Here is a 14,372-nt window from a genome sequence, read left to right as displayed (position 1 = left end):
CTGATGCGGCCGACAGGGGGAATGGAATCCCGACTGATCCAAAGGGTCTCTCCTCAACACTCTCGTTTTGCTGCGGATGCATTGGCATACGGGCCGGGGATTTCCCCCTTTGCGGCTCCAGCAGTGAACATCGATCGAGGGTGGATAAAAATGGTTGGCATCGTCAGCGGCAGCAGTCTTGGGCTCGGCAACAGTTCTTTGGCCACGCTAGGGCAGAGGGCATCCCAAGGCAATGCTTCCCAGGGGCGCGGCGGTGAGCAGGTGTTCGTCAACGTCGCGACCGGCAACTTGGTGATCGCCCAGAGCGACGATCAGTGGGTCGCGCACGGAGGGGGCTACCAGGCGGTTCGCACCTACAACAGCCAGGGCTTGCTCAACGACGACAACGGAGACAACTGGAGCTCCGGCTTCTATCGTCGCCAACTGGCGCTCTCCGGGCAGGCGGGCCAGCCGGGCAGTTCGATCACGCTGCTCGGGCGCGATGGCGGGAGTTCTCTCTTCACCTGGGATGCGGCGTCCAGCCGTTATGTCGGCACGGATGGGGCGGGGGCCTACGATCGCATCGAGTCCACCACCTCGGGCTATGTGTGGACGGATGGACAGACGCAGAACCGGGAGTTCTACGCCGCGGACACGGGCCGCCTCGACAAGTCCGTGGACGCGAGCGGCAACACGACCACCTACGGCTACGATGCCGACGGCAACATCGCGAAGGTGCTCAACCCCGGTGGGGAGGCCCTCTACTATGACTACGCCGGCGGCCTGCTGACCCGCATCCGGGTGGTGGACAGCCAGGGTGCCACGGCCATCCGCACCAGCTATGCGTACGACGCGCGCAACCGCCTCGCCAGCGTCACGGTGGACCTGACGCCGGCGGATGGATCGACGGCGGACGGCAAGGTCTATCGCACCACCTATACCTACGATGGCGACAGCCACCGCGTGGCGACCATCGGCCAGAGCGACGGCACGCAGCTCGCCATCGAATACGTGCAGCTCGGGGCGGATTTCAAAGTGGCCTCGCTGCGCGACGCGCTGGGCCAGACGTTCCGGTTCGGCTACGACGCTGCCGCCAGGACCACCCAGGTCACCGACCCCACCGGCAAGAGCTACGCATACGGCTACGACGCCAAGGGGCAGTTGCTCAGCATCACGGCCCCCGCGTCCGGTGGGATGGCGTCCGTGCAGCGGTTCGAATACAACGCCAACGGCGATCTCGTGCGCACGACCGATCCGGACGGGCGCTCGGTGTTCATGGCCTACGACGCCATGGGCAACCCGGTGCTGCAGCGCGACGCCCTTGGCAACACGGTCGCCCGCACCTACAACGGCAAGAACCAGCTACTGACGGAGACGGTCTACACCCAGCCGGACCCCGATGGCGATGGCGCGGGGCAGCCGTCGGGAGCGCTCACCACGCGCTATGTGTACGACGATGCCAACGGAGTCAGCCTGCGCTTTGTCATCAGCGCGGAGGGGCGCGTCTCCGAGTACCGCCGCAACGCCTATGGCGAGACCGTGGCCGTGCTGCAGCACCATGGGGCGGCCTATCCGGTCTCCGGGCTGGCCCGCGATGCAGCGCCGAGCGTGACCACGGTGTCGTCCTGGGTGGCGCAGCAGAATCTGCAGCAGGTCCAGCGCACGGACTATGTGCTCGACTTCCGCGGGCAGGTCCAGACGACGACCACCTACGCGGCCACCGATGCCTCCGGCAACGGGCTGGCCGCGGGCAGCAGCACCACCCGCTACGTGTACGACCCCGCGGGCCGCCTGCTCCAGACCATCGACGGCAACGGCGGAGCGACGGTGTATGCGTACGACGGGCTGGGGCGGCTGGTTTCCACCACGGACAGCAAGGGGCAACTGGCGACCACCACGTACGACGATGCGGGCAGCCGGACCGTCTTCAAGGCGGCCAATGGCCTGCAGGAGACCCGGACCTACGACCGCGCGGGGCGCCTGACCGGCAGCCAGCGCTCCGATGGAACCTCCGCCGATCTCGGCACCAGCACGTTCGCCTACGACACTGCGGGCCGCCTGCGGCTCAGCCAGGATGCGACGGGCGTCAAGTCCTGGATCCTCTACGACGAGGCCGGCAGGAAAGCCGCCGAGGTGGGGGCGGCCGGGGAGCTGCGGGAATACCTCTACAACGCGTCGGGGCAGCTCACGCGCACCATCGCGTATGCCACGCCGGTCGATACCCGCTTGCTTACGGCCGTTGATGGCAGCCCCGCGGAGGTCGCCGTCGCGGCGTTGCGCCCGGCCGCCGCGGCGGGCGACCGCAGCGAGTGGATCGCCTACGACGCAGCGGGCCGGCGCTGGAAAACCGTCGGGAGCGACGGCAGCGTCACGGAGAACGTCTATGACGGCGCGTCCCGACTGATCGCCACGCGCCAGTACGCCCGGACGATCTCCACCACGTCGCTGGGCAACGCCCCTGCCGGCAGCGCGATCAGCCCGGCCGGCGATGCGGCAGCCGATCGTGTCACCCGGCACTTCTACGACGCGGACGGGCTGCGCACCGGCACGCTGGATGCCGAGGGCTACCTCGTGCTCAACACCTACGACGCGGCCGGGCGGCTGGCCACCACGACGCGCTTCGCACGCGCCACGGATGCGGCCAAGCGGGCCAGTGGCACGCTGCAGGATCTGAAACCCGCGACCCAGAGCCAGGACATCGTCGAGCGCCGGATCTACAACGAAAAAAACCAGCTCGTGGCCTCGGTGGATGGCGCGGGCTACCTGACGGCCTTCGAGTACGACGCCAACGGCAACCTCGCAAAGCAAACACGCTGGGCGACGGCGCTCAAGGCCGCTGTGCTGTCGTTGATCACCAGCGCGACGCCGGTGGCGCAGATCCGTCCCGCCGCATCGGCGCAGGACCGGGTCGGCCTGTTCGAATACGACGCGCTCGGGCGCCTGGCCGCGGAGACCGACTACCAGGGCACGCGCACCGAGCACGCCTACGATGCCGGCGGCAACCGCATCGGCAGCACCGTCGCGGCCGGCACGGGGGAGGCGCGTACGCGGCTCGCCCGCTACGACAGCCAGGGCCGCCTCGTCGCGGAACTGTCCGCCGAGGGGGCGCGGCAACTGGCCTCCGCGCAGGGCGCGGCGCAGATCGATGCCGTCTGGAGCAGCTATGCCACGACGCACACCTATGACCGCGCGGGCCGCCGGAGCAGCACCACCGACGCCAACGGGCTGCGCACGCTCTTCTTCTACAACACGGCCGGCCAGCTCACGCACACCATCAACGCGCTGGGCGAGGTCACGGAAACCCGCTACGACGTGCTGGGCCAGGTCAGCACGCAGGTGCGCTACGGCACCCGCATCAACCCCGGCGCGCTGACTGGGGGGCTGATCAATGCCCGGCTGGTGTCGCTGTTGCAGGCGGCGGCCAGTCCCGCGCTCGACCAGGTCACGCGCTATACCTACAACGCCACGGGCACGCTGGCCAGCGTGACGGATGCGCTGGGCTTCGCGAGGAACTACGTCTACAACGCGTTCCGCGAGGAGACGCAGCGCAGCGAGGCGACGGGCACGGGCAGTGGCAGCACCACCGTGCTGACCCGCTACGACCGGCGCGGCCAGGTGGTGGGCCAGACCCGCGATGCGGGCGGCCTGGCCGCGGCCACCACGAACAAGTACGACGCCTTCGGCAACCTGGTCAGCGCGACCGATGCGCTGGGCCGGACCCGGACGCGGACCTTCGACAAGCTGGGCCGGGAAGTCTCCAGCACCGATGCGCTCTGGGCGACGCTCACCACCAAGTACGACGCGTTCAGCCGCGTCGTCTCGCAGGTCAACGCCGAGGGCAACACCACCACGTATGCCTACGACGCGAAGAACCGCACGGTCACCATCTCCACGGACGAGGGCCTGCGCGTCAAGCAGACCTACAACCGCCATGGCGACATGGTGCAGGCCTCGGATGCCCGCGGCAATGTAACCAGCTACAGATACGACGCCGAAGGTCGGCAGACGGGCACGTCGGCGCAGGTGTGGCACTTTGACACGAACGTCACGGAGACTGTGGCCACGGCCCAGGCCTACGACCGTGCGGGGCGGCTGATCGAGACGGTGGATGCGAACGGCACGCGGACCACCATCGCGTACGACGCGGCGAGCCGCGTGCTCACCCGGACCGTGGATGGCGGCGGGCTGTCGCTGGCGACGCGCTATGCCTACGACCCACTGGGGCGGCAGATCCGCATCACGCAGCCGGGGGGCAGCGTTACCGAGCTGCGCTACGACGCCAGGGGGCAACTGCTGGAGCAGGTGGTGGACCCTGCCGGCCTGGCGCTCTCCACGCGGTATGCGTATGACGCCCAGGGCCACACCCTGGAGGTGACGCGCCCGGAAGGCACGCTGACGCGCTACAGCTACGACAGCGCGGGCCGCCGCATCCGCGAGCAGGTGGACCCGGCGGGGCTGAACCTGGCGCGCTCGTACACCTACGACCAGGGCGACAACCTCACCAGCAGCGTGGATGCCAACGGCAACACCAGCTACTACCTCTACGACGCGGAGAATCGCCAGACGCTGGTGGTCGATGGCGCGGGCGCGGTCCAGGCCACCGCCTACGACGCGCTGGGGCGGGTGAGCCAGCTCACCGAATACCGCAACGTCCTCGCGGACACCGCGGTACTGCGCCAGTACGTGGGCGGCGGCGCGGCGTTCGGGCCGGGCACCTGGGAGTCGCAGGTGCGCGCGGGCATCACGCCCTCGGCCAGCGACAAGATCGAGTACCGCACGTACGACGCCAACAACCAGCTGCAATCGGTGGTGAGCGGCCTCGGGGAGGTGACCACCTACCTGCGCGACGGCAACGGCCGGGTGATGGAGCAGCGCAGCTTCGTCAACCGCATCGCCATCGGCGGCGCGGGGGGCTGGACACCGGGCACCTTCCCCACGCCGGTGGCGAACGACGCACAGGACCAGCGGGTGCGCATGGCCTACGACGCGCTGGGGCGGGTGATCGCGACGGTGGACGGCACGGGGGCGGCCACCAAGATGCGCTACGACGCGGCGGGCAACGTGGTGGAGCGGGTGCGGTACGCCCGGGCGATCAGCGCCAGCGCGGACGCGTACGACGAATCGTTCATCTTCCAGCTGGCGGCGCAGGAGGGCGCGGCGGGCAACGTGGTGCAGAAGAGCACCTACGACCGCGCGGGGCGGCTGGCCTGGAGCGCCGACGGGGCGGGCTCGGTGACGCACTATGCGTACGACGGCGACGGCAACGTGGTCAAGAAGGTGCGCCTGGCAACGGCGCTCGCGGCGGGGCAGCAACCGCAGGACGTGGCGCTGTCGGCGGGGGACCTGGCAACCGACTACGTCTACGACGCGGCCGGGCGACAGATCTACGAGGTGGGGGCGGACGGGGCGGTCATCGGCAGGGTCTACGACCGCAACGGCAACCTGAGGCAGCGCACGGAATACGCCACGCCCGTCACGGCGCCGGTGATGGTGCGCGGGGCGGTGTTCTCCCCGGCGGTGACGAACTACGACCGCTTCAACATCGGCAACGTACTGCGCCCACTGGCGGGCGACCGGAGCACGTCGTGGGTCTACGACGGGGCCGACCGGCAGGTGCTGGAGGTGGGGGCGCTGGGGGCGGTGCGGCAGACGATCTACGGGCAGGGCCGGGTCACGACCCGGGCCTACGCCAGCGCGATCGACCTGGCGGGCCTGGCGCTGGAGAGCGTCACGCTCGCGCAGGTGCTGGCCAGGGTGCCGAGTGGGCCGGACCGGGCGAGCACGCAATGGCTGGACGGTGCGGGCCGGGTGGTGCGCACGGTGGATGCGGGCGGCGCGGTCGTCGCGCGGGAATACGACGGTGCGGGGCAGCTCGTGCACCTCATCGAGTACGCGGCTGCTTCGGGCACCTCCACGCAGGACCGGCACACGCGCTACGGCTACGACGCCGCGGGCCGGCTGGTGGACACGACGGACGCGCTGGGTCAGAAGGAGAGCACCACCTACGACGCGCTGGGGCGCAAGACCAGCTTCACCAACAAGGCCGGCAGCACCTGGACCTACGGCTACGACGCGGCGGGCCGGCTGGTGCGCGAGAGCTCGCCCCCGGTGGAGCTGGCGGCGCTGCGGGCCCCGGCCGCCCAGGCGAGCGGTCCGGCGGTGTTGCAGCTGGACCCCGACCAGACGGTCGTGGCCAGCGTCGTGACGCTGCTGGGCTACGACGCCTTCGGCAACCTTGTTGCGCGCACGGAAGCGGCGGGCCGGCCGGAAGAGCGCACCACGCGCTACGAATACGACGCACTGGGCCGGCAGACCAAGACGATCTTCCCGCCCGTGGCCGTCTACCAGGGCGAGAGCGCCGCAGCGCTGCTGGACAACGGCCGGAACGCCGCCGGCACCCGCACCGACGCGCAGCCCACCGAGATCAGCAGCGAGACGCGCTATGACGCGTTGGGCAACGCGGTGGCCGGGCGGGCGGCGGGCAGTACGGCGTGGAGCTACAAGGCCTACGACCGCGCGGGCCACGTCGCCTGGGACGTCGATGCGCTGGGCTATGTCACCGGCTATACGCGCAACGCCTTCGGCGATGCCGAACGCCTCGTGCGCTACGCGCAGGCCATCGCGCTGCCCACGGGCGATCGCGCGGTGCTGCAAAGCGGCGACGTGCGCCAGGCCGTGCAGGCGGGCGGCGCCGACCGCGAGATCCTCACCGGCTACGACCGGCTGGGGCGTGTGGTGGAAGTGCAGGAGCCCTTCGCCTTCTACTACGACAGCGAGACGGGCGAGCAGGGCGCGGGGCGCAAGACCACGCGCAACAGCTACGACGCGCTGGGCAACCTCGTGGCCGTGGCCACCAACGCGGGCAGCACGCGCTGGGCGACGACCCGCTATCGCTATGACCTGCTGGGCCGCAGGGTGGGCACGACCGACGCGCTGGGCTACGTCACCACGCAGGCCTACGACGCGCAGGGCCAGCTCACGCGCAAGGTCGAATACGCCAGCGCGGGCCGCACGGACGCGAGCGCGCCGGACACGGGCGCGGGCGACCGGGTGACGGACTACACCTACGACCTGCTGGGCCGCAAGACCACGGAGACCCGCCGTGGCGTGGCCTACACGGCCACCAACGCGGGCGCGGCCGGCATCGGCGACGTGCTGCAGGAAAAGACCGGCGACCTCGCCACCCGGTACGCCTACGACGCGCTGGGCAACCTCGTACGCACCACCGATGCGCTGGGCGGCACCACCTACCAGTACTACGACGTGCTGGGCCGCGTGCGCGCGACCATCACGCCGGCCGTCAACCTGGGCGTGGCGGCCAACGGCCAGGGCCGGGCGCCCGTGAGCCCGCTCACCGAATACCGGCGCGACGCGCACGGCAACGCACTGGTCACCACCCAGTACGCGGGCGGCGCCACGGTCTCGGGCGACGGGCAGAGCTACACGCGCAGCGCGGATGCGCAGCAGGACCGGGTGTCGTACGCGCGCTTCGATGTGCAGGGGCACACCCTGCAGACCACGGACGCGGCGGGCGCGAGCCAGTACTACACCTATGACGCGCAGGGGCGCCTGGCCAAGGAATGGCAGACGGTGACCGCCATCGACGATGCGGGGCGCCGCCAGCAGCACAGCCTCTGGCGCGCCTACGCGTACGACGCGCTGGGGCGGCAGACGCACAGCTACGCGCCGCTGCAAAGCGGCGGGGAGTGGGGCGAGCTCACGCTGGGCGACACCGAGATCACCTACAACGGCTTCGGGGAGGTGACGCGCCGGCGGGTGCTGGACGCGGGCCGGGCGATGTTCGGCGGGGAAGGCTTCCAGGTGCCGGGAGCGGGCGAGGAGCGCTACGAATACGACAACGCGGGGCGCGTGTGGCGCAGCAACGCGGGCGACGGGGTGATGAAGGTGCTGGCCTACAACCTGCAGGGCCAGCAGACGGTGCAACTGGTGGCCGCGGGCGACATCGGGCTGGGCGGGTACCGGGACACGATGGAGGCGCTCACGGCCCAGGCGGGCGCGCCGGCGCAGTTCCGGCGCACGGACATGCGCTACGACCTGCTGGGTCGGCTGGTGCAGACGCTGGCGCCTGATCGCGCGAGCGATCGGGCGATGGGCATCACCGCGCGGCAGAACCTGGTGTACGGGGTCATCAGCCAGAGCGAGGTGGGCCCGGTGAGCGGCGACACGGGCGCGGTGCAGTGGCGGCCCTACAACCAGGTGGACCTGGTGTGGCGCTCGCTGCAGGACCTGGGCAGCGGGGACGTGCGCATCACGCTCCAGTACCTGTCCGACAGCTACCACAACGTCAACCAGGACAACCCCGAGCCGAATCCGCCCAAAACCGTCACCCGCAACATCGTGGTGAGCGCGGAGGAGGCCGCGAGCGGCTACTCATTCAAATGGCAGTCGCCGCAATCTTCCGAGCCCGGCATCGCCAAAGGCATCAGCGCCATCCAGAACATCAAGGTCGAGAAGCTGGACGTCTTCGGCAACTGGGCGACGCTCTATGACGTGCCGTCGCCGGTGCGCCAGAGCACGCCCGTGAACTGGAGCGAGGCGACGAGCCCGGGGTACCTCTGGAGCGAAGCGGGCGAGGGCCGGGTGCCGATCTACCGCTACTACAACCGCTACAGCGACAGCCACTACTTCAGCACCCAGGCCTCGGACCGCGAGCGGCTGCTGGGCCAGGGCAGCGGCTGGCTGGACGAGGGCATCGCGGGCTACGTGAGCCGGGACGCCGGGCCGGGGCTGGTGCCGCTGTACCGCGCGGGCAAGAACGACACGAGCGTGTACACCACGGATGCGGACGAATACAGCCGGCTGGTGGGCCGGGGCTGGACGTCCCTGGGCATCGACGGCTACATCGGCGCGCCCGGCCTGTCGGCGGATGATCGCGCGGCGCGGGGCTTGGTGCGGCTCTACAGCCTGCAAAACAACGTGAGCGCGAGCGGGCTGGACGGCGAGCGCCGCGACGGGCTCTACACCACCTCGCTGAGCGACCGCAACGCGCTGCTGGGGGTGAACGCGGACGGCACGCTGGGCCGGGGAGAGAACCGGGCCAACCCGCGCACCCTGCAGCTGTACGCCTCGGCGCAGGGCCAGAGCATCGAGGTGAGCTACCCGCAGGACCTGGTGAGCGAGCTGCGCATGGAAGTGCGCGCCTACGGCAGCAGCGACGCGGACTGGAAAGCGGTGGACATGACCGAGGCCCAGCGTTCTTTCGGCGCAGGGCATCGCATCGCGCTGGAGAAGCTCTATGTCTATGACCCCGACAACGGCAGGCAACTGCTGTCCGAGGGCAGCTACGAATACCGCCTGCGCAATGCCAAGACGCAGGGGAACAACACCGAGGAGGTGCGCGACGTTGGCACGGGCAGCTTCACCCTCTACGGGCCGAATGTGCGCGACGTGGAGAGCCAGCCGACGATTCCGGATATCGGCGTGGCGCAGGCCACCATCGATGGCAGCTGGTACGACGTGTTGCAATGGCCCCAGCCGGCGCCGGGCCAGAGCGTGAGCTTCCGCTGGCGTGCGCAGGGCAGCAGCGCCTGGGCGGGCGTGCGCACGATCGGCAATGGCATTTTCGCGTATGGCGACGGGCGCACCCACGGCCTGGGCGTGGGGATGCAGGGCGTGGCGCTCAACATGGATGCGGGCAGCTTCGAGTACGAAATCGTGATCGCGGGCCCCTCGGGAAGCGTGGTGCAGCGCGCCAGCGGCGTGGTGAACCTTTCGCCGAAGCCATATCCGGAAATGAGCGAAATCACGCCCCGCATTTTCTATGACGGCCATGTGTCCAATCTGGGCATTGCCGGCTATGTGTGGAGCACTCCTGCGCCGGACCGCAAACCTCTGTACCGCTACTACTTTCCGTACCAGGGCAACGATCACCACATCACCACGGCGGACTTGCAAGTCATCGCGGACCTGGACGACCGGATCGCCCGGGACGCGGCAGCGGGCGCAGCGCCAGCGATCATCAAGGAAGGCGTGCTGGGCTATGTCCAGACCGCGCCTTCCGAAAGCAACCAACGCCTCTACCAGTACATCTATGGCGGCGATACCGTGTTCCGTCTGACGACGGACGCTGCGAACGTAGGGTCGTTCACCGTTCTCGATCACGATCCGAGCAACGACGACGGCTTTGCCTGGAATGCCGACGCCTGGTACCAGAACGCGTACCAGGACGACGGCTACATCTCCAGGGTGCCTGTGGAAGGAACGCAGCCCTTGTATGCGGTCTATGACGGTAATTCGGTGGGTAGCCGCACCATGGGGGACTACCTGACATCCACTTCGGAGGCCGAAATCCTTCAGTTGCTGGGCGGGCCCATGGTGGCCACGCAGTGGGACTTCACTGCGGGAGGCATCAGGACCGGCACGGCCACCATCGACGGCCAGGTCCATCGCGTCCTGCAGTGGCCCAAGCCTTTCGACCAGGCGAGGGTGACGATCACGTCGACGCCATCCATCCCAGGGGGCACTCCGGGCCCCGCCCTGTTCTGGCAGGGCGATGGACGCTCGCAATTCAATGATTTGGCAGTGGGTGCACCGCAGGGCTTCGTGCTGGATGCCCTGGAGCCCGGGACCACGTATCGGATCCAGATCCAGGTGGAACACGCGGGTACGAGCTACCAGCCTCCCTACATCGCCCGCAGGGATGTCGAAATCACCTTGCCTCGCGGATGGATGCCGAGCGTCAGTGTCGACACGGGAGGCGCCATTGCGCAGCTGCGCGCGCAGACATCCGGGCAGGGTGGCCAGAGCGGCCGCCCGGTCACGGTCCGTGAATACGACCGCTGGGGCAACGTGGTGGAGGTGGACGAGACGCAGGGGCAGGGCTCGGGCACGCTGGTGCGCACGACGGAGGTGCGCTACGACGCGAACGACCAGGTGGTGGAGCAGCGGCGGCTGCACGAGGACGCGAACTTCGCGCAGTCGTGGGCGAGCACGCGCATCTACTACGACGCGCTGGGCCGGCAGGTGGGCCTGCGGGACGCCAACGGGAACGTGAACGCCCAGGTGCGCGACCTGGCGGGCAACGTGGTGCAGGAGAGCCATGCCGACGGAGGCCGGGTGGACTACGCCTTCAATGCCTTCGGGGACAAGGTGTCGGCGGCGGAGCTGGTGTATGCCGGCACGGGCGGCACCACGGTGACGAACTACGCCTACGACAAGCGCTCGCGGCTGGTGCAGACCACGCTGGTGCAGGGCGATGCGCTGCGCTACCGGGTGAACGGCATGGACGGCAAGCCGGTGCAGCTGACATCGGACGTGCACGGCAGTAGCGGGGTGTCGATGGGCCCGCCGGAGGCGATGAGCGTGCTCGAGCGCAACGAGTACGACGAGGCGGGGCGCAAGGTGCGGGTGGTCAACGGCAACGAGGAGGCCACGCGCTACCGCTACGACCGCGCGGGCAACGTGGTGCTGAGCGGGCAGGAGACGGGCTATGCGACGGCGGGAAGCGTGGCAGCGCAGGCCGATGCGAACGCGGTGGCGAGCCCGCTGGCCTATGTGGTGCGCTACCGCTACGACGCGCTGGGCCGCAAGATCGGCCAGGGCGATGCGGCGGGCATGAACCAGGCCTGGACGTACGACGCGTTCGGGCACCTGATCGGGCGCACGGAATCGAAGACCGGCGGCGGGACGGTGGACTACACGTACGTGTACAACCGGGCGGGCGATCTCATGCACGAGGGCAACGGGCTGGGCAAGAGCGTGGACTACCGCTACGACGGAGCGGGCCAGCGCACCGAGATCCGGGACAACTACCTTGGGCAGACGACGCGCTACGGCTACGACCTGGCGGGCAACCGCACGAGCGAGCGGGTGGAGCAGAAGACGCTGCTGTCCTCGGGGGTGCTGGAGAACGTGGTGTACCAGGACAACCACCTGGTGTACGACGCGCAGCGGCGGCTGCGGGCGGTGTTCGACGGGCGTGCGGACGTGCGCATCACCTACGACCTGGCGGGCAACCGCTCGCAGGTGACGACGCACGTGATCAACACGGTGCGCAAGGACCCGAATGCGGACATCGCGAGCGTGGGGCGCCAGGAGCAGGAGGTGATTCACACGAGCACGACGGCGTACGGCTACGACGCGATGAACCGGCAGACGAGCAGCCTGGAGCAGCCCGGGGGCGCGCAGGTGCGCAGCATCCAGCACATCTACGCCTTCGACCTGGCGGGCAACCGCACGGAGGACAAGATCGCCACGGTGAACATCACCGCGACCCAGGGCGACCAGACGGTGAACACCCGCTTCGAATACCACTACGACGCGCTGCACCGGCTGACGAGCTACCGTGGCTATGGGGTGGCCGAGGACCAGGTCAACCAGTACGACGGAGCGGGGCGGGTGGTGTACTCGAACTCGCTGGTGATGCGGGGCTCCGGGAACAAGACGCCGCAGTACGAGAACCGCTACAACCGCTACGACGCGATGGGCAAGCTGCAGGACACGCGGGTGGTGGTGCGGGGCACGGCCGGGGACGTGGTGAGCCGGGTGGACGTGGCCTACCACGACGCGGGCGGCGCCACGGGACTGGGCTACGACGCGGCGGGCAACCTGAAGGGCAACCGGCAGGTGACCGATGGCGACGAGGGCAAGGCGACCACCACGCGCTACGAGTACCAGTTCCTCGCCGGCAGCTACCAGCAGACGGCCTCCACGGCCCAGCGCGAGGGCACCACGGCGACGACGAAGACCTGGCGGGACGCCAACGGCTTCGTGAGCAACATCGAGCAGGTGACGGGGGTGGGTGACGAACGGTTCAACCGGGCGTTCGTGAACGACGCGCAGGGCAACGCGATCTACGTGAATCAGGGAGCGGGCCACGTGGGGCGCATCCAGAACCCGGGCACGTACCTGGGCGGCTGGGTGGGCGATTCACTGAACCCGGGCCATGTGCAGCGGCAGCTGGTGGCCAATGGCGAGGTGCTGGCGCGCTACGGGGATGCCCCCGACAGCGAGAACCCGCCGGCGAACGCTGGGGAGCTGCAGAAGTACGTGGACACGGCGGAGTTCCGACTGAACGCGGCGCCGCTGCAACTCAAGGGAGCGAACCTGGACGCCATTGCCTACACGGTGGTGGGCGGGGAGACGCTCAAAGACATCGCGCGCAACGTGCTGGGCGACGCCACGCTGTGGTGGCGCATTGCGGAAGCCAACGGGCTGGCGGTGTCGGGAGACGGACAACTGGCGGCGGGGCAGACGCTGCGGGTGCCCAAGCTGGCGCTGAACGCGAACAACGTGGAGACGTTCCAGCCGTACGACCCGAGCCGGGTGACGGGGAGCCTGGATGCGGTGCTGCCGGCGCCTGCGGGGCAGGGGGGCGGCTGTGGGGGATTGGGCAAGATCATCATGGTGGCGATTGCCGTCGTGGTGACGGTCTATACGGCCGGTTTGCTGAGCGGAGCGTCGGGCGCTTTGGGTGAGACGCTCATTGCGGGAGTTGGGGCCATGGCTCCAGGCGGCACATTGGGAATAGCAGAGGCGGCGATTGCTGGGGCCGCCGGCTCGATTGCCAGCCAAGCGGTAGGCAACGCGATTGGCGCACAGCAAGGCTTCAGCTGGAAGAGCGTTGCACTGAGCGCGCTGGGAAGTGCGGTGACTAACGGTCTCGGTACTGCGGATTGGCTGCCCAAGACTGACAGCGTCTTCGCGAGTGCGGCAATGCGGCAGGCGGTTTCTGGAACGATCTCACAAGGTGTGGGCACAGTGCTGGGATTGCAGCCGCGATTCGACTGGAAGGGGGTGGTGGCTGGAGCGGTGGGAGCAGGTGTCGGAGCCTCGGTGGGGCAGGCGCTTCAGAACGCCAATGCCTTCAGTGGTTTGAGCGACTTCGGCACGGCGCTGGCGCGTGGAACGGTCTCGGGCTTCGCGGGCGGGCTGGCCACGGCGGTGATGCGAGGAGGGCGGGTAAGTGTGCAGCAGGTGGCCACTGATGCGTTTGGTAATGCTCTGGGTGAGAGTTTGGCGAACGTGCCTAATAGGGCGCAAACCCAAGGTGAAGGACCATGGTCTGCTTACAACTATCGCAATGGTTCCGACCGGCTTTGTTGCACAAATCAGTTCGAAGACGGCATAGCCCCAACCCCAGACGGATTTATGCCATGGCGGCCACCAGAACGGTTTGAGGACGACCGATCTGGCTGAAGCGGTTGAGTACGGCCACGCGGACATGCAACTCCACCACCTGATGCTCGAACGTGCGCGCCGTCACCCGTTCGCCCAGTCGCTTGAAGCAGTGCATCTTCGTCTCGACAAGGCTGCGCCGGTGGTAGCCGCTCCACTTCTTCCAGACGCTGCGGCCCAAACGCTGGCACGCCCGGATGGCTTCGTTGCGCTGCTCCGATCCCGGACTCGGCTTCTTCCAGTGGCGGGCGTTCTTG

General features: G+C 68.9%; 2 protein-coding genes. One reads left to right on the top strand and one right to left on the bottom strand.

Features of this window, described 5'->3' with window-relative positions:
• Nucleotides 1-261: 261 nt before the first annotated feature.
• A complete protein-coding gene (locus AX018_RS13620) occupies nucleotides 262-14,136 on the top strand; it encodes a LysM peptidoglycan-binding domain-containing protein (protein WP_170146251.1) in 13,875 nt (4,624 codons plus the stop codon).
• Here AX018_RS13620 and AX018_RS13615 read toward each other — a convergent pair.
• Nucleotides 14,087-14,372: transposase (locus AX018_RS13615; protein ID WP_146749308.1), on the bottom strand; the 286-nt coding region annotated here is incomplete at its 5' end. The two genes, AX018_RS13620 and AX018_RS13615, sit on opposite strands and share 50 nt — an antisense overlap.

The organism is Paracidovorax anthurii, assembly GCF_003269065.1.
Lineage (GTDB): Bacteria > Pseudomonadota > Gammaproteobacteria > Burkholderiales > Burkholderiaceae_C > Paracidovorax > Paracidovorax anthurii.
The sequence above is the reverse complement of the archived record's forward strand: the minus strand, read 5'-3'. Positions and strand labels throughout refer to the sequence as shown.